Annotated in this window: 18 protein-coding genes; 5 read left to right on the top strand and 13 right to left on the bottom strand. The window is 72.6% G+C overall.

Annotated features, from left to right (window positions below; translation table 11 throughout):
• From ACWD6N_RS35185 to ACWD6N_RS35175, 3 genes are all read right to left on the bottom strand, one after another.
• The coding region (locus tag ACWD6N_RS35185) for a hypothetical protein (RefSeq protein ID WP_450006329.1) at positions 1-244 on the bottom strand (244 nt) is incomplete at its 3' end.
• Entirely contained in the window at positions 241-1767 is a 1527-nt protein-coding gene (locus tag ACWD6N_RS35180) for a replication-associated recombination protein A (RefSeq protein WP_387325692.1), read from the bottom strand. The genes ACWD6N_RS35180 and ACWD6N_RS35185, both read right to left, overlap by 4 nt.
• Before the next feature lie 75 nt (positions 1768-1842).
• Entirely contained in the window at positions 1843-2055 is a 213-nt protein-coding gene (locus ACWD6N_RS35175) for a hypothetical protein (RefSeq protein ID WP_089016611.1), read from the bottom strand.
• Positions 2056-2194: 139 nt separating this feature from the next.
• Between ACWD6N_RS35175 and ACWD6N_RS35170 the strand changes: the two genes are divergently transcribed.
• Positions 2195-2935 carry a GNAT family N-acetyltransferase gene (locus tag ACWD6N_RS35170; RefSeq protein ID WP_354964218.1) on the top strand — a complete coding sequence of 247 codons (741 nt, stop codon included), beginning with the start codon at positions 2195-2197 and terminating at the stop codon, positions 2933-2935.
• A 12-nt stretch (positions 2936-2947) separates the two neighbouring features.
• Here ACWD6N_RS35170 and ACWD6N_RS35165 read toward each other — a convergent pair whose 3' ends face one another.
• From ACWD6N_RS35165 to aspS, 4 genes are all read right to left on the bottom strand, one after another.
• Positions 2948-4246: an MFS transporter gene (locus ACWD6N_RS35165; protein ID WP_354964217.1), complete on the bottom strand. Its 1299-nt coding sequence runs from the start codon at positions 4244-4246 to the stop codon at positions 2948-2950.
• Positions 4243-4851 (bottom strand): ArsR/SmtB family transcription factor, encoded by a 609-nt coding sequence (locus ACWD6N_RS35160; protein ID WP_354964216.1) that lies wholly within the window; start codon positions 4849-4851, stop codon positions 4243-4245. Before ACWD6N_RS35160 ends, ACWD6N_RS35165 begins: the two co-directional genes overlap by 4 nt.
• A 75-nt stretch (positions 4852-4926) precedes the next feature.
• Entirely contained in the window at positions 4927-5739 is an 813-nt protein-coding gene (locus ACWD6N_RS35155; protein WP_354964215.1) for a sugar nucleotide-binding protein, read from the bottom strand.
• A 101-nt stretch (positions 5740-5840) separates the two neighbouring features.
• Positions 5841-7646 (bottom strand): aspartate--tRNA ligase, encoded by a 1806-nt coding sequence (gene aspS, locus ACWD6N_RS35150; RefSeq protein WP_354964214.1) that lies wholly within the window; start codon positions 7644-7646, stop codon positions 5841-5843.
• A 153-nt stretch (positions 7647-7799) separates the two neighbouring features.
• Between aspS and ACWD6N_RS35145 the strand changes: the two genes are divergently transcribed.
• Positions 7800-8519 (top strand): DUF998 domain-containing protein, encoded by a 720-nt coding sequence (locus ACWD6N_RS35145; protein ID WP_354964213.1) that lies wholly within the window; start codon positions 7800-7802, stop codon positions 8517-8519.
• Positions 8520-8582: 63 nt separating this feature from the next.
• Here ACWD6N_RS35145 and ACWD6N_RS35140 read toward each other — a convergent pair whose 3' ends face one another.
• On the bottom strand, positions 8583-9629 hold the full coding sequence (locus ACWD6N_RS35140; RefSeq protein WP_354964212.1) for a S1 family peptidase: 1047 nt from the start codon (positions 9627-9629) through the stop codon (positions 8583-8585).
• A gap of 292 nt (positions 9630-9921) precedes the next feature.
• On the bottom strand, positions 9922-10398 hold the full coding sequence (locus ACWD6N_RS35135) for a winged helix-turn-helix transcriptional regulator (protein ID WP_354964211.1): 477 nt from the start codon (positions 10396-10398) through the stop codon (positions 9922-9924).
• Between the two features lie 55 nt (positions 10399-10453).
• Here ACWD6N_RS35135 and ACWD6N_RS35130 point away from each other — a divergent pair, with 55 nt between their 5' ends.
• Positions 10454-10969 (top strand): PaaI family thioesterase, encoded by a 516-nt coding sequence (locus ACWD6N_RS35130; protein ID WP_387325699.1) that lies wholly within the window; start codon positions 10454-10456, stop codon positions 10967-10969.
• A gap of 109 nt (positions 10970-11078) precedes the next feature.
• Here the strand turns inward: ACWD6N_RS35130 and ACWD6N_RS35125 are convergent, their stop codons facing one another.
• From ACWD6N_RS35125 to ACWD6N_RS35115, 3 genes are all read right to left on the bottom strand, one after another.
• Positions 11079-12020 (bottom strand): acyl-ACP desaturase, encoded by a 942-nt coding sequence (locus ACWD6N_RS35125; protein WP_354964209.1) that lies wholly within the window; start codon positions 12018-12020, stop codon positions 11079-11081.
• Between the two features lie 70 nt (positions 12021-12090).
• The gene (hisS, locus tag ACWD6N_RS35120; protein ID WP_354964208.1) at positions 12091-13419 is read right to left on the bottom strand and encodes a histidine--tRNA ligase; all 1329 of its coding nucleotides are present in this window, start codon (positions 13417-13419) and stop codon (positions 12091-12093) included.
• Positions 13420-13489: 70 nt separating this feature from the next.
• A complete protein-coding gene (locus tag ACWD6N_RS35115) occupies positions 13490-14209 on the bottom strand; it encodes an MBL fold metallo-hydrolase (RefSeq protein ID WP_354964207.1) in 720 nt (239 codons plus the stop codon).
• A gap of 266 nt (positions 14210-14475) precedes the next feature.
• Here ACWD6N_RS35115 and ACWD6N_RS35110 point away from each other — a divergent pair, with 266 nt between their 5' ends.
• Both ACWD6N_RS35110 and ACWD6N_RS35105 read left to right on the top strand, forming a co-directional pair.
• Entirely contained in the window at positions 14476-15360 is an 885-nt protein-coding gene (locus ACWD6N_RS35110) for a peptidylprolyl isomerase (protein ID WP_354964206.1), read from the top strand.
• 60 nt (positions 15361-15420) lie between these two features.
• Positions 15421-16260, top strand: a complete 840-nt coding sequence (locus ACWD6N_RS35105; RefSeq protein WP_354964205.1) for a peptidylprolyl isomerase — start codon at positions 15421-15423, stop codon at positions 16258-16260.
• Positions 16261-16353: 93 nt separating this feature from the next.
• On the opposite strand, the gene ACWD6N_RS35100 is transcribed toward ACWD6N_RS35105, so the two are convergent.
• On the bottom strand, positions 16354-17433 hold a 1080-nt coding region (locus tag ACWD6N_RS35100), incomplete at its 5' end, for a TGS domain-containing protein (protein WP_449940229.1).

Raw genomic sequence — 17433 nt, 5'->3', positions numbered from 1 at the left:
CCGGCGGCGGCACCGGCGCGCCCCCGCGCGGGCCGGTGGGCTCGGCCGGGGCACCGTCGGGGCCCAGCTCGCCGCGCTGCTGCTTGGCCGAGCGCAGGTCGTCGATCCAGCCGAACTCCTCACCGCGTACCGGTGCCTCCGGCTCGGCCTCGGCCCGGCCTCGACCCCAGCGGCGCCCCTTGGCGCGGGAATCGCGCCGCTCGTCCGGGCCCTCGTCCGGGCGGTCCGCACCACGCGACTTCACTGTTGACCCTCTCCTGCGGCGTTCATGCCGCTGTCCTGCATCGCGCCGGGACCAGGCGTGCCCGTCGCGGGACGACCGTTCTCGTCGGCAAGCGCCGGCGCGGTCTGCGCCGTTACGGACGATCCGACCGGCGGGGCCGCCGGAGCCGGCAGCCCGCGCACGATCCGGCGCAGCAACGGCAGCCGGGTGGCCACCGACCGCTCCGCCCCGTGTGGGCTGGGCCGGTAGTAGTCGGTGCCCACCAGGTCGTCCGGGACGTACTGCTGGGTGAGCACGCCGCGCTGGTCGTCGTGCGGGTAGCGGTAGCCGGTGCCGTGGCCCAGCCCCCGGGCGCCGGCGTAGTGCGCGTCGCGCAGCCCGCGCGGCACCGGCCCGCCCTTGCCGGCCCGGACGTCGGCGATGGCGGCGCCGATGGCGGTGGTCGCCGAGTTCGACTTGGGCGCGGTCGCCAGGTGGATCACCGCCTGGGCCAGGTTGAGCTGCGCTTCCGGCAGACCGACGTACTCGACGGCGTGCGCGGCGGCGGTGGCCACGCTCAACGCGGCCGGGTCGGCCATGCCCACGTCCTCGCTGGCGAAGATGACCAGCCGGCGGGCGATGAACCGGGCGTCCTCCCCGGCGACCAGCATCCGGGCCAGCCAGTGCACTGCGGCGTCCACGTCCGAACCGCGCATGCTCTTGATGAACGCGCTGACCACGTCGTAGTGGGCGTCGCCGTCGCGGTCGTAGCGCACCGCCGCCACGTCGACCGCCTGCTCGGCGGTGGCGAGGTCGATCCGTCCGGCGCCGAGCGCCGTGGCGGAGGCCGCCGCCGCCTCCAGCGCGGTCAGCGCCTTGCGGACGTCACCGGCGGCGAGCCGGACCAGGTGGTCCTCGGCCTCGGCGGCGAGGGTGAGCACGCCGCCCAGGCCGCGCTCGTCGGCGACGGCACGGCGGAGCAGCCCTCGCACGGCGTCGTCGTTCAGCGGTTGCAGAGTGAGCAGCACACACCGCGACAGCAGTGGGGAGATGACGGAGAAGTACGGGTTCTCGGTGGTCGCGGCCAGCAGCGTGACCGTACGGTCCTCGACGGCGGCGAGCAGGGAATCCTGCTGGGTCTTGCTGAACCGGTGCACCTCGTCGATGAAGAGCACGGTCTGCGGGCCGCCCGAGCGGCGCTGGCGGCGGGCCGTCTCGATCACCGCCCGGACGTCCTTGACCCCGGCGGAGAGCGCCGACATGGCGACGAACCGGCGGTCGGTGGCCGCGGCCACCAGGTGCGCGATGGTCGTCTTGCCGCTGCCCGGCGGTCCCCAGAGGATCACCGACATCGGGGCGCCGCCGGAGACCAACTGCCGCAGCGGCGCACCGGGGGCGAGCAGGTGGTCCTGCCCGACCAGCTCGTCGAGGTTCGCCGGGCGCATCCGGACGGGCAGGGGCGAATCGTCCGCTACCGGAGTGAAGCCGTCGACACCGGCGGGACCGGCGGGCGCGCTGCGCGGCCCGGCGGGTGCACCGAGGGAGAAGAGAGCGTCGGACTCCATCACGAAGACAGTACCGGGCCGGGCCCGCGACGCCGGAATCGCGCCGCGAGCCGGGCAACCCGTGATCGGTTCCGGTCAGCCACGACCAGGGCGCCGACCCCGGTACCAGCGGCCGCCGCCACCGCCGCGCGGGCCGCTGCCCACGCCACCCAGGTAGAGCGCGAGCAGGAACAGCCCGAGGAGCACGAGAGTGTTCCAGTTGAACAGGTCAGGCGCCCCGAAGTTCGTGTCGAGCAGGTCGATCAGCAGGGCGAAGCCAAAGACGATGGCCGCGAGAATGGCGAGCATGTCGGTCCTCCGGTGGGGGTTCCCAGTAGGTCGGCGCGTGATGTACCCAATCGGTCGACCCGTCAATCTCCACCGTGGATCCGGGCAGTCACCCCGACCCGGCGCGGTCCTCCGTTCCCCGGCTCCTAGGCTGGACGCCATGATCATCGACGACCAGGTGCTCCACGACCGGGCCGACGTCCTGGCCGCCGCCGGCCACCACCCGTTCGCCCGGCACGCGCTCTGGCGCGGCGCGCCGGCACGCGGCTACCGGCGCGACGGCGCGGTGCTCTGGTTGTTGCCGCCCGAGCGCGGTCCTGGCGCGGACGCGATCGGTCCCGCCGGACCGGTGCTCGACATGGTCGTCGCGCTGGTCGCCGACGGGGTGCTGCGGCCGGAGCATCGGATGCACCTGCCCCGGCTCGATCCCGACCTGGTGGCCGGCCGGCTGGCGGTGGCCGAGCACGTCGACTGGGACTTCCACTGGACCGTCGTGGCGCCGCCGACGCAGCCGGGTGAGCAACGGGTCGTCCGGCTCACCGAGGCCGACCATCCGGCGCTCGACGCGCTGATCGACGAGGCGTTCCCGAACACCACCTCCCGGCCGGGTGATCCACGGGTGGTCGACTGGTACGGCATCCGGGCCGGTGGTCGGCTCGTGGCGTGCGGCGCGGACCGCAGCCGGGGTGACATCGGTTTCCTGGCCGGCCTGACCGTGGCTCCCGACCAGCGGGGACGCGGGTGGGGCGCGGCGCTGACCGCCGCGATGACCCGCGCGCTACTGGCCCGCCACGACACCGTCGGGCTCGGCGTCTACCCCGACAACGTCGGGGCGGTACGCCTCTACCGGCGGCTCGGCTTCACCAACACCCACCACCTCACCTCGATCCGCCTTGCCTGAGCGCGCCCCTGCCTAACGGCTGGCGTGCTGCTCGGCGGGTACGGGAGCCAGGGGCGGGTCGGTCGGGTCCGCGGCGATCCGGCGGCCTGCCCGCCAGGCGGGCAGGTAGAGCGGTGCGGCGACGGCCAGCACCACCGCGCCGACCACCATGGCGGTGCCCACACTGGTCGCGGCGGCGAGCGCCGTCAGCACCACCCCGCCGAGCGCGCCGGCCGGCTGCGCCATCATCGAGTTCAGCGAGAGCACGCTGGTCCGGTACGGGCCGTCGACCTGCCGGTGCAGCAGTCCGCTGTGCAGCGGGTTCGACGCGCCGTGCACGGTGTAGCAGGCCAGGTAGGCCAGGAGCACCCCGATGGGTCCGGCGAACAGGCCCATCCCGACCACCGTGATGCCCTGAAGGATGCGCAGCAGGGCCGCGCCCGGCGCGGCGCCGAGCCAGCGCAGCAGCAGCGGTGTCAGCGCCGCGCCGGCCGCCGAGGCGAGCCAGGCGGCCGAGTTGGCCGGCCCGAGCAGCGCGGCGGCACGTTCGGGATCGCCGACCACCTCGGCGAGCCGGACCGGGAGCAGCGACTCGAAGGTGACCATGCCGAAGCCCCAGAACAGCTCCACCGCGACCAGGGCCAGCAGCACCCGGGACCGGCGCAGCAGCCCGACCGCCTCGCCGATCATCCGGGGCGCCTGGACGACCGAGGCCCGCAGTGCCGCCGCTCCGGTGGCCGGGCGCTGCTCCACCAGCAGGACGAGCAGGGCGACAAGCGCCGCCGCCTGGGCGAGGATGGCGACCAGCACGGGCAGCGTGAGCGCGCTGACCGGCCCGATCGGGCCGAGTGCGACCAGGCCGCCGCTGAGCAGCGCGCCGGCGCCGATGGACAGCCCGGCGACGGTGCCGGCGTGGCCGAGCCCGCGCTCGTACTCCGCCTCGGGGTCGGCGGCCACGGTGGCGTCGACGTACCAGGACTCCAACGGGCCGCTGTCCAGCGCCCGGTAGATCCCCTGCAACGCCCAGACCGCGAAGAACAGCACGAACGAGTTCGCCACCGCGAACAGGGACAGCGAGACGAGGTTGAGCGCTCCGGCGGCGAGCAGCACCGGTCGGCGGCCGAGGGCGTCGGCGAGCCCGCCGGTGGGCAGTTCCAGCGCCAGCACCAGCAGCCCCTGCGCGGTGCCGACCAGGCCGATCTGTGGCAGCGACAGGCCGCGCTCCTGCATCAGCAGGATCATCACCGGGATCATCAGACCGGTGGGCAGCCAGCGCAGGCCGTAGAGCGTGAGGTAGCGACGCCGGACCTGGCGTACGGTCAGCGCGCTCACCGGAGGCCCTCGCGCAACGGGTAGGCGGCCAGGAAGACCTGCACCGGGCGGGCCTGCGGGTCGGCGGTGTCGACGGAGTCGGCCTCGCGGTGATACCGCTCCAGCACCTGCCACACCTCCGCCTGGAGTTCCTTCAGCCGGTCCGGCGGGATGGTCATGAAGATGTCGCCCATGCCGATGGCGTCCCGCCAGGCGACGGACCACTCGTGCTGGGTGGTGAACCAGCGTTCGGCGGTCTCGGCGAGGAGGCGTACCTGGTCGCCCTGGATCCACTCGATCGCGGCCCGGGCGTCGGGGTCGTCGTCGAAGTCGGTCGGCTCCCAGTTCGTGACGTCGTGCGCCGCCTGCCACCAGCGCTGCCGTCCGCTGCCCCGGTCGGGATCCTCGGTGACCAGACCGACCTCGGCGAGCTGGCGCAGGTGGTAGCTGGTCGCGCCGGTGTTGGTGCCGAGCAGTTCCGCCAGGGTGGTGGCGGTGGCGGGCCCGTTCACCCGCAGGGCCCCGAGGAGCCGCATCCGCAGCGGGTGCGCCAGCACCCGGACCTGCCGTTTGTCGATCCGCACCTCGCGCGGCGCCGGCCGGGGCGCCTCTTCGTCATCCGCCATGACTGCACACTATCTCTGCACACTTCCTATGCACAAGAGTTGTGCATAGGAAGTGTGCATTCGTGGGGCGGCGGCTCAGCGGGCCAGGAACTCGCGCACCCCGCGCAGCCGGGTACGCAGCAGACCGGCGGCACGGGCGCAGTCCAGGCGGACGTCGCCGGGCCCGGCCAACCCTGCGGCGGCGCTGGTGGTGGTCTTCAGCCCGGCCGAATCGAGATCGAACCGCTCGGCGACCAGCAGACCCAGCTCGGCACGGCTGACCGCGTCCGCGCCGGCCACGTTCAGCGGCCCGGCGTACGTGCCGTCGACCAGCTCCAGCACGGCGTCGGCCAGGTCGGTGACGTCGACCGGGCAGCGGATCATGTCGGTGAACAGGGTGACCCGCCCGGCGAGCGCCTCCCGGCAGAGCTCGATCTGCTTGCTGCCCTCCCCCAGGATCAGCGAGGTACGCACCAGCGCCGCACCGGGATCGACCGCCCGCACGGCGGTCTCGGCCGCCGCCTTCGCTGCCCCGTACGCGTTCACCGGGCTCGGCGGCTCGTCGTCGCCGTACGGCTCGGCCCGGCCGCCGTGCAACGCGTCGCTGGACATGTGGACCAGCCGGGCGCCCACCTCCGCCGCGGCGACCGCCACGTGCGCAGCCCCGTCGGCGGTGACCGTCCAGTCGTCGTACCGGTAGGGGGTGGAGACCACCGCGTCCGGGCGCACCTCGGCCACCAGCGCGCGCACGGCGGCCCGGTCGGTCACATCCAGCCGGCGCACCGCGACACCCGGCGTGGTGATGTCGCCGGAGTGGCACGTGCCCACCACCGACCATCCAGCGCCCGAAGCCCGCCGGCACACCTCCCCGCCCAGAAACCCACTGGCCCCCACCACGAGCACCCGCATGCCACCACTCCCCCGTCGACGATCAAGAGGTTTGCGTCATCCCGACCGAGCGATGATGACGCAAACCTCTTGATCAACCAAGCAGGTGCAGGGTGGGTCGGTCAGACCGGGTCGGCGACCGGGGCGGCGGGACCGGCGGTGCCGGTGTGCGCGGTGGCCGGGGGCTTCGGCTTGGCGTCGACGCCGGCCTCGGTGCGCTGCTGCGCGGTGATCGGCGTCGGTGCGCCGGTCAGCGGGTCGAAGCCGCCACGGGTCTTCGGGAACGCGATCACCTCGCGGATCGAGTCCGCGCCGGCGAGCAGCATGCAGACCCGGTCCCAGCCGAACGCGATGCCGCCGTGCGGCGGGGCGCCGTACTTGAACGCCTCCAACAGGAAGCCGAACTTGTCCTGCGCCTCCTCGGGGGTGATGCCGAGCAGGTCGAAGACCCGCTTCTGCACGTCGCCCCGGTGGATACGGATCGACCCACCGCCGATCTCGTTGCCGTTGCAGACGATGTCGTACGCGTACGCCAGCGCCCGGTCCGGCGCCTCCTCGAACTTGTCCACCCACTCGGCGTTGGGCGAGGTGAACGGGTGGTGCACCGCCGTCCAGCCGCCCTCGTCCGTGCGCTCGAACATCGGCGCGTCGACCACCCAGCAGAACGCCCAGGCGCTCTCGTCGATCAGCCCGGCCCGCTTGGCGATCTCGACCCGGGCGGCGCCGAGCAGCTCCTGCGCCTCCCGGGTGGTGGCGCTGGCGGCGAAGAAGACCGCGTCGCCCGGCTTGGCGCCGACCGTGTCGGCGAGCCCGGCGAGGTGCTCGGCGGAGAGGTTCTTGGCCACCGGGCCGCGTGCCTCGCCGGTCTCGGCGTCCAGCACCACGTACGCCAGGCCGCGCGCGCCACGCGCCTTCGCCCAGTCCTGCCAGCCGTCCAGCTCCTTGCGGCTCTGCGCCGCGCCACCCGGCATCACCACCGCGCCGACGTAGCCGCCCGCGTCGATCGCCCCGGCGAAGACCCGGAACTCGGTGCCGCGCAGGTAGTCCGTCAGCTCGGTCAGCTCGACGCCGTAGCGCAGGTCCGGCTTGTCCGAGCCGTAGCGGGACATCGCGTCGTGCCAGGTGATCCGCGGGATCGGCTGGCTGATCTCGTGCCCCGCCAGGTCCTTCCAGAGCGTCGAGACGATCGCCTCGCCGAGGTCGATCACGTCGTCCTCGGTGACGAAGGACATCTCGATGTCGAGCTGGGTGAACTCCGGCTGCCGGTCGGCGCGGAAGTCCTCGTCCCGGTAGCAGCGGGCGATCTGGTAGTACCGCTCCATGCCGCCGACCATCAGCAGCTGCTTGAACAGCTGCGGCGACTGCGGCAGCGCGTACCAGCTGCCCGGCTGGAGCCGGACCGGGACCAGGAAGTCGCGGGCGCCCTCGGGCGTCGACCGGGTCAGCGTCGGCGTCTCGATCTCCAGGAAGTCCCGCTCGTGCAGCACGCCCCGGGCGAGCTGACTGGCGCGCGAGCGCAGCCGCAGCGCGCTCGCCGGGCCACTGCGGCGCAGGTCCAGGTAGCGGTACTTGAGCCGGATGTCGTCACCGGCCTCGATCTGGTCGTCCACCGGCAGCGGCAGCGGCGCCGCCTCGGAGAGCACCTCCAGCTCGACGGCGGTCACCTCGACCTCACCGGTGGGCAGCTCCGGGTTCTCGTTGCCGGCCGGCCGGCGGGTCACCTCGCCGGTGACCTTCACGCAGAACTCGTTGCGCAGCGCGTGCGCGTCCTCCTCGCGGAACACCACCTGGACCACGCCGGAGCCGTCGCGCAGGTCGACGAAGATGACGCCGCCGTGGTCGCGCCGACGGGCCACCCACCCGGCGAGCGTCACCGTCGTGCCGGCGTCCGTCGCGCGCAAGCTTCCGGCATTGTGGGTACGGATCACGGCTGGCAACTCCTCATCGTGGAACAGTCCTCACCGGCATTCTGTCAGGGGCGGCAGTCGTTGTTCCGGGGCACCCGGCAGGCCGGGTGATCTGTCGGTGGGCAGCGCGGCGAACCCCGGTTCGCGGGCCGCCGCGACGGTTAACGTGGCCGAATGCGCGCCGTACCGAACTGGGCCGTCGCCACGGCCGCGGCCGCACCCGTGCTGCTGGCGACCGGTTGGACGGTGGCGCAGGCCCGGCAGCCCGCCGGGTACGACCCGATCCGGGACACCATCAGCGAGCTGGCGGGGCAGGACGCCACCGACGCCTGGATCATGATCACCTGTCTGGTGCTGCTCGGCTGCTGCTACCTGGCGGTGGCCGCCGTGCTGCACGCGGCCGGGCTGCCCAGCCGCTTCCTGCTCGCGATCGGTGGTGTGGCCACCATCGCGCTGGTCGCCTTTCCCCGGCCGCCGGTGGGCGGTTCGCTCAGCCACGGCATCGCGGCGACGGTGGCCGTCCTCGCCCTGGTGCTGTGGCCGGCCGGCACGGCGCTGCGGCTGCCGCGCGGCCCGAACGCCGCGCACCCGGAGGCTCCGCAGCCGCCGTGGGCGTTCCGCCGAACCGTGGGGTTGAGCGCCACGCTCGCGCTGCTCGCCCTCTTCGCCTGGAGCGCGTTCGAGGTGACCAGCGGATCCCGGACCGGGTTGGCCGAGCGGGTGACGGCGGTGGCCGTGTCGCTCTGGCCGTTGCTGGCGGTCATCTCGGCCCGGCAGGCGCATCTGGCGTGGGCCACCGCTGGTGCCACATCCGTCGGTCCGGCCCTGCCGGCGGCTGGTGTCGTACCCCCGGATCCCCTGCGACCAGCGGACGGGCCCGATCGGCTCGCGTGAGGCGGGCCCCACACGCGGCGCGGGCCGCCGGAGGACTCCGGCGGCCCGCGGGCGGTGGATCGATCAGAAGACGCTGACGCCGTAGCGGCTCAGCGCCTCGGTGACCGGCTGGAAGTAGGTGGTGCCGCCGGTGCGGCAGTTGCCGCTACCGCCGGAGGTCATGCCCAGGGCGGTGCCGCCGCTGAACAGCGAGCCGCCGCTGTCGCCCGGCTCGGCGCAGACGTTGGTGCGGATCAGGCCGGAGACCGAGCCCTCGGCGTAGTTCACCGTGGCGTTGGTCGCGTTCACCGAGCCGGAACGCAGGCCGGTGGTGCTGCCGGAGCGCTGCACCGACTGGCCGACGGAGGCGTTGCCGGCGCCGGTGATGTCCCGGTAGCTGCCGTTGTAGAGGTAGACGTTACCGGCGGCGTTGGCGGAGTTGCTGTGCCGCACGATGCCGTAGTCGTTGCCCGGGAAGCTGGTGCCGGTACGGGTGCCGATCAGCGAGGTCTGCCCGGAGTTCGAGTACCAGCTCGCCGAGATGTTGGTGCAGTGCCCGGCGGTCAGGAAGTAGTAGGTGCTGCCGCTGCGCACGTTGAAGCCGAGCGAGCAGCGCCCGCCACCGCCGGCGTAGATGGCCTGGCCGCCGGAGATGCGGGTGCTCAGCACGCCCGCCTCGGCCTCGACCCGGACCGCGCCGTTGGCCCGCGCGGCGGTGGCCTTGACCCGCTCCAGCTTGGCACCGGTGACGGTGCTGTCCACGGAGACGACGACCTGGTTGGTGACCGGGTCGCTCCACCACGCGGTGCCCGGGATCTTGGCCGAGCGCTCCAGGTCCGCGGTGGCCCGGTTGAGCTCGGCGGCGCCACGGGTGACGTACCGGACGGTGGCGCCGGCGTTGCTCGCCTTGCGGGCGGCGACCGCGTCGGTCACGGTGACGACGGACTTGCCGCTGGCGTCGATGTACGAGCCGGCGGAGCTGTCGCCGAGCTGTGCGGAGAGGGCGGCGGCGGCATCGGGCGAGGCGGCGGGGGCGGCCTGGGCGGGCGCGCCGATGAGCGAGCCGGCAACCAGGGCTCCGGCCACGGCGGCGGTGGCCGCAACACGGAGTGATGACCTCGTGGTTCGCATGTAACAAACCTCCTGGGCGGGGGAACGGGTCTCGCCGGGGTGGCGAACCCGCGGGGGCCACCCGGCCGATCTGGGAAAACCGGCCAAGTGAACTGAAGTATTCACATGCATAAGATCATTCGCAAGACCTGTTTCACCCGGATTCGCCGATCCGCGCCGGTCACATGGCCGCAACACCTCGGACACGCTCGCGGACGCCCACCGTCACACCGAACCACCGCCGGATCCCTTCCGGACACCACCTGCCGTCAGACGCCGCAGCGCGGCAACGGACGGCGGGCGGCGGTCCGCGTCAGGGGGTACGGCGACGGGCGCCGGGGCCCGGCCGGGGCACGACGTCGCGGTGCCGGCTCACCTCGTGCCCGTCCGCGCAGCGCAGCTCGACGCGCACCTCCGCGCCGCAGTCCCGGTGACCCACGCTGATCGGTGAGCCCTCCGGGTCGGCGAGGTGGCGGTCGCCCCACCCGAGCACGGCGACCAGCACCGGCCACAGGTCCAGGCCCTTCTCCGTCAGCCGGTACTCGTGGCGTAGCCGGCTGCCCGGCTCGCGGTACGGCTCGCGGCGCAGCACGCCCTGCTCCACCAGGGCGGCCAGCCGGTTGGTCAGCACCTGGCGTGGGATCCCGGTGCGCACCCGCATGTCGTCGAAGCGGCGTACGCCGTTGAACACCTCGCGGAGCACCACGAGGGTCCACCGCTCACCGAGGATCTCCATCGCGCGGGCGATGGTGCAGTTCTCCACCGACCAGTCCAGTGCCGCGGGTTTCATCCGACCAGGCTAAGTCTGATTGACAGACTCAGCAACGTGCTGCGAGGCTGCGTCCATGACACAGACGCAGGAGCCGACGCGCAGCCGTACCTTCACCTGGTCGGACCCGGCGGCCAACGCGGCGCAGGTCGGTCGACGCGCCGGCCTCGACCTGCTCCGGGCGATGATCGCCGGGGAGCTGGCCGCGCCGCCGGTGATGCACCTGATCGACATGGCGCGGATGGAGGCCGACGAGGGCCGGGTCACGGTCGAACTGGTCCCGCAGGAGTTCCACTACAACCCGCTGGGCACCGTCCACGGTGGCGTCATCTCCACCCTGCTGGACACCGCCGCCGGCTGCGCCGTGCACACCACGTTGCCCGCCGGCGTCGGCTACACCTCGCTGGACCTCAACGTGAAGTTCCTCCGCCCGGTCACCGTCGACAGCGGAATCCTGCGCTGCGAGGGCACCGTGCTCCAGCGGGGCCGCCGCACGTCCCTGGCCGAGGCCCGCCTCACCGACGCCGACTCCCGTCTCATCGCCCACGCCACCAGCACCTGCCTGCTCTTCCCCCTCGACCCGCCGGCCTGACCTTCCACCGGCCGGCCACGAGGTTGACGGACGATCTGGACATCGACCAACCGTCAACCTCGTGATCAACGAGGGTGGGCGTGGCAGCGGGCAGCCAGCTGGGTGGGGTTCAGCGCAGGGCCAGGCGGGAGGCGCGGGCGTCGCGCTTCTCCTCGAAGCGGGCGGCGGCGCGCTCCAGCGTGTCGAGTTGGCCGGCCAGCTGTTCGCGGGCGGCCTCGCCGTCGGCGTTCAGGCCGGTCACGTTGAAGACGTCCCACTGGCGCAACACCGGCAGCAGCACCTCGTCGCGGTGCTGGCGCAGGTCGTAGATGCCGGCCAGGGCGATCGCCACCGACTTGCGGGCGAACCCCTCGATGCCGTTGCCCGGCATCTGGAAGTCGGCCACCACGTCGGCGACGGCCCGCATGGCCTGGCTCGGGGCCAGCTCGAACGCGGCGGCGAGCAGGTTGCGGTAGAAGACCATGTGCAGGTTCTCGTCGGCGGCCACCCGGGCCAACAGCGCCTCACAGGCGGGGTCGCCGGTGGCCTTGCCGGTGTTGCGGTGCGAGATCCGGGTGGCCAGCTCCTGGAACGAGACGTACGCCAGCGAGTGCAGCACCTCGTCACCGTGCACGTTCTCGTAGCCCTCGGACATGTGCGTCATCCGGGCCCGCTCCAGCGCCACCGGGTCGACCGCCCTGGTGACCGTCAGGTAGTCGCGGATCGCCGTGCCGTGCCGGCCCTCCTCCGCGGTCCACCGGTGCACCCAGGTGCCCCACGCGCCGTCCCGACCGAACAGGGTGGCGATCTCGTGGTGGTACGAGGGCAGGTTGTCCTCGGTCAGCAGGTTGACGATCAGCGCCGTGCGGGCCACGTCGGGGATGGTGGAGTCGGTCGGCGACCACGCCTCGCCGCCGAGCGGCCCGTCGAAGGTACGACCCTCGCTCCACGGCACGTACTCGTGCGGGAACCACTCCTTGGCCAGCGAGAGGTGGCGGTCCAGGTTGCGCGCGACAACCGGCTCCAACTCGACGAGCAGTGCGGTCTGACTCAGCGTGGTGCTCACGGTCACAAGAAACTCCCTACGGTGGCGTAACTTACGCTACCGTAGGTCCCCGCGGCCGTACGCGCCAGTGGAACGCTCAGCCAACCGCCGGTTTCACGTCCTCGCGGGGCGGCATCCACTCCCCCGCACCGGCCGTGACCTGCTCACCGGAACGGATGTCCTTCACCTCGTCCGGCGCACCGTCGACACCCGGGAACCAGACGTACGGGATGCCGCGCCGCTCCGCGTAGCGGATCTGCTTGCCGAACTTCGCCGCGCTCGGCGACACCTCGGTCGGCACCCCGCGCCGCCGCAGCGCCTCGGCCACCCGGTTGCTGGCCGAACGCCGCTCCTCGCTGCTCACCGCGACCAGCACGGCCGTCGGCACCTCGCGGGAGATCGACAGCTCCCCCGCGCCGAAGAGCAGCCCGAGCAGCCGGGTCACGCCGATCGAGATGCCCACGCCGGGGTACGAGGTGGCGCCGGCGCTGGCCAGGTTGTCGTACCGGCCGCCGGAGCAGATCGAGCCGAAACGCTCGTAGCCGCGCAGCTGCGTCTCGTAGACCGTGCCGGTGTAGTAATCCAGGCCACGGGCGATGCGCAGGTCGGCCACGCACAGGCCGGGCGAGTGCTCGGCGGCGGTCTCCACCACCCGCACCAGCTCCTCGATGCCCTCGGTCAGCAGCGGGTCGTCGACCCCCAGCGCGCGCACCGCGTCGGCGAACGACGCGTCCGGGGCGGAGATCTCGGCCAGCGCGAGGCACGCCTTGGCCTGCGCCTCGCTCGCCCCGGCGGTCTGGGCCAGCAGCTCGGCCACCTTCGCCGGGCCGATCTTGTCGAGCTTGTCCACCGCGCGCAGCGTCGCCTCCGGGTCGGTCAGCCCGATGCCCCGGTAGAAGCCCTCGCAGATCTTGCGGTTGTTGACCTGGATCGTCACCGGCGGGATCGGCAGCGTGCGCAGCGCGTCCCCGATCACCAGCGGCATCTCCGCCTCGTGGTGCGGGGCCAGAGTGTCCCGGTCGACGATGTCGATGTCGGCCTGGACGAACTCCCGGTAGCGCCCCTCCTGCGGCCGCTCGCCCCGCCACACCTTCTGGATCTGGTAGCGGCGGAACGGGAAGGCCAGCTTGCCGGCGTTCTCCAGCACGTACCGGGCGAACGGCACGGTGAGGTCGAAGTGCAGGCCGAGCTGGTCGTCGCCGCCCGCGCCCTCAGCGTCGGCGTGCAGCCGCCGGATCACGTAGACCTCCTTCGAGGTCTCGCCCTTGCGCAGCAGCTGGTCCAGCGGCTCCACCGCGCGCGTCTCCAGCGGGGCGAAGCCGTACAGCTCGAACGTGGCCCGGATCTTGTCGAGCACGAACTGCTCGATCATCCGCTGGCCGGGGGTCCACTCCGGGAAGCCGGAGATGGGCGTGGGCTTGCTCATCGGAGTACTCCTTGCGGTCCCGCGTCTGGGCGCGGTGCTGTCGTGGGTCCGCGCACGGCGCGGAGGAGATCTAGAGGCCCCGGGTGGGCGCCGCCGGTCGGCCGCCGCCGACCTGCGCCACCTCGATGAGGTACGGGTTGCTGGCCCGCTCGCGGCCGATGGTCGTGCTGGGGCCGTGGCCGGGCAGCACGACCGTGTCGTCGGCCAGCGGAAGGATCTTGTCGCGCAGGCTGGTGAGCATCGCGGGCATGCTCCCGCCGGGCAGGTCGGTGCGGCCGATCGAGCCGGCGAAGAGCACGTCACCGGAGAGGCACAGCTCCTCGGCGTCCCAGCCCGAGCCCGCGCCAGGCAGCCGGAACAGCACCGACCCGCCGGTATGGCCCGGGGCGTGGTCGACGGCGATCTCCAGACCGGCCAGCGCGAGGGTGGCGCCGTCGGTCAGCTCCGCCACGTCCTCCGGCTCGGTGTAGCTCAGCCGGCCGCCGAAGAGCGAGGTCAGGTCGGTCGAGAGGCCCTTGGCCGGGTCGGCCAGCATCTCCCGGTCGCCGGGGTGCACGTACGCGGTGATGCCGCGGGCGCCGCAGACCGGCGCGACCGAGAAGGTGTGGTCCAGGTGGCCGTGGGTGAGCAGCACGGCGGCCGGGTGCAGGCGGTGCTCGGCGAGCAGGGCGTCGAGCTGGTCGAGCACCCCGATGCCGGGGTCGACCACCACGCACTGCTCCCCCGGTGCCGTGGCCACCACATAGCAGTTGGTGCCGAAGGCGTCCGCGGGAAAGCCGGCCACGAGCACGGGCGCTGTCCTTCCGTCGAGCTGTCGTCCTGCCCAGCAGCCTAACCGGCGGGGCGAGCCGGTTTGCCGCGTCCGTCCCACCCGCCCCGCCGGGCACAGTGACATCGCCCGATAAGGGCTGCTGGCGGACGGGTGGACCTCGTACACCACATTCCCAGTCGCTAGCCGTACACTCTGCCGGGCGTGTGGCGCGGCACACGTGACGCCCGGACGGGCCGGGACGCCCGGCCGCCGGCGACGACCAGGTAGAGGAAAGGGGAGCACGGGTGGCTTCCAGCAGGGACCGGCAGCGCAAACTGGCGCGGGCCAAGCTCGACCGGCAGTTGGCCCGCCGGGCCGCCGCAACGCGGCGCCGTCGGCAGATCCAGGCCGGCGTTGGCGCCTTCCTGGTCCTCGCGGTGATCGTGGCCGGCTCGGCGTGGGCACTGGGCGCGTTCGACTCCGACCCGAAGCAGAACACGGCCGCGGCGGACACCTGCCTCTGGACGCCGCAGGACGCGACGGCCAACACCAACCTCAAGGACGTCGGCACGCCGGCGACGAAGGACCTGCCCACCGACGGCACCCGGGCGATGACCGTGACCACCAACCAGGGCGCGCCGATCACCGCTGAGTTGAGTCTGACCAACTCACCGTGTGCCGCGGCGAGCATCGCCCACCTGGCGAGCCGGTCGTTCTACGACAACACCAAGTGCCACGAGATCACCGCCGACGGCGCGCTGCGCTGCGGCGACCCCAGCGGCACCGGCCTCGGCGGGCCCACCTACTCGTTCTACGACGAGGACGTGCCGACCGTGCCGTCGGCGTCGCCGTCGGCCAGCCCGGCACCCGGCCAGCCGCCCACGTACCCGAAGGGGACCGTGGCGATGATCTCCAACCCGCCGGGCAGCAACGGCAGCCAGTTCCTGATTTTCTTCAAGGACTTCACCACCACCGACCCGAAGTACCCCGTGATCGGCCGGGTGACCGGCGGGCTGGACGTGGTGGAGAAGATCGGTGCCCTGCCGACCGTGGACAATGGGACGGGGGCCAAGGTCAAGCCCAAGACCGACGTGGTGATCCAGAGCCTCACCGTTGGTGAGCCGGTCACCGCCGCGGCACCGTCGCCGTCGGCCTCCGGCGCCCCGGCCAGCAGCCCTAGCGCCGGCTGACCGGTGGCCCTACCCCCACCCGAGCGGCACCCAGAAGCAGACAGCCAGGAGGATCCAGGCGTGACGTCCACCAGAGAGCGGCAGCGCGCGGCGGCACGCGCCCGGCTCGAGAAGGAGATGGCCGAGCGCGCGGCCAGGGCCCGCAAGCGTCGGCAGACGCAGGCGATCATCGGCGCGGCCGCCGCGCTGGTGCTCGTGGTCGCCGGCACCGTCTGGCTGGCCATGAGCCTCGGCGGCGACGACGACAAGACCGACACCACCGCCCAGGCACCCGGCGCGTCCGAGTGCGCCTACAACGCGCTGCCCGCCGACCAGCGGAGCCCACAAGTCAAGGACGTCGGGCTGCCGAGCAACGAGCAGTCCGGCACCGGCGTGCAGACCATGACGATCACCACGAATCTCGGCCCGATCACCGCCAAGGTCGACCGATCGCTGGTGCCCTGCACGGCGGGCAGCTTCACCCACCTCGCGGAGAAGAACTTCTTCGACAACAGCAAGTGCCACCGCCTGGTGACCGAGGGCATCAAGGTGCTGCAGTGCGGTGACCCGAGCGCCACCGGCAAGGGCTGGCGGGACACCGACGGCACGGGTGGCCCGACCTACCGGCTGCCCGAGGAGAACCTGCCCACCGACAAGCGCCCGCCATACCCGGAGGGCGTCATCGCGATGGCCAACTCGGGCCAGCCGGGCAGCACCGGCAGCCAGTTCTTCATCGTCTACGGCGACTCGCCTCTGGACCCCGCGTACACGGTGCTGGGGACCATCACCGGTGGCCTGGACATCGTCAAGGACGTGGCCAAGGCCGGCGACGACGGGGCGTTCGCGCAGCAGGCCGGCGGTGGCCACCCGAAGAAGGAGGTCGTCATCAACGACCTCACGATGAGCGCGCCGCAGGGCTGACGCCCGAGGAGACGACGAAGCGCCCGCCGGCTGAGCCGGCGGGCGCTTCCGTGTCCGGAGACTCGTTGCCGCAGGGGTACGCGGCGCAGGCGGTCAGGCGCCGGAGGTGACCCGGTAGGCGTCGAAGACGCCGTCGACCTTGCGAACCGTGGCCAGCAGGTGGCCCAGGTGCTTCGGGTCGGCCATCTCGAAGCTGAACCGGCTCACCGCCACCCGGTCGCGGGTGGTGGTGACGGTGGCGGAGAGGATGTTGACCCGCTCCTCGGAGAGCACCCGGGTGACGTCGGCCAGCAACTTGTGCCGGTCCAGAGCCTCCACCTGGATGGCCACCAGGAACGTCGAGGCGGAGGTGAGCTTCCAGCTCACCTCGACCACCCGCTCGCTCTGCGCCCGCAGGTCCTCCGCGTTGGCGCAGTCGTCGCGGTGCACGCTCACCCCGCCGGAGCGGGTGACGAAGCCGAACACCGAATCCGGTGGCACCGGGGTGCAGCAGCGGGCCAGCTTGATCCAGACGTCACTGACGCCCCGGACCACCACGCCGGGATCGGCGCTGCTCTGCCGGCTGCGCGGCGGCCGGGTGGCGACGGCGGTCTCGGCGATGTCCTCCGCCGCGCCCTCCTCGCCCCCGTACGCGGCCATCAGCTTCTGCACCACCGACTGCGCGGAGACCTGGCTGTCGCCGACCGCCGCGTAGAGCGAGGCCACGTCGGCCAGGTGCAGGTCCCGGGCGATCGACATCAGCGCGTCGGAGGTGAGCATCCGCTGCAACGGCATGCCCTGCTTGCGCATCGCCTTGACGATCGCGTCCTTGCCGGCCTCGATCGCCTCCTCGCGCCGCTCCTTGTTGAAGTACTGGCGGATCTTCGTACGCGCACGCGGGCTCTTGACGAAGCCCAACCAGTCCTGGGTCGGGCCGGCGGTCTCGGACTTCGAGGTGAAGATCTCGATCACGTCGCCGTTGGAGAGCGTCGACTCCAACGGCACCAACTTGCCGTTGACCCGCGCGCCGATGCACTTGTGCCCGACCTCGGTGTGCACCGCGTACGCGAAGTCCACCGGCGTCGAGCCGGTCGGCAGCGGGATGACGTCACCCTTCGGGGTGAAGACGTACACCTCCTGGCTGGACAGGTCGAAGCGCAGCGCGTCCAGGAACTCGCTCGGGTCGGCCGCCTC

The sequence above is a fragment of the Micromonospora sp. NPDC005163 genome (assembly GCF_053599835.1).
This window is presented reverse-complemented; position numbering and strand designations above follow the sequence as displayed.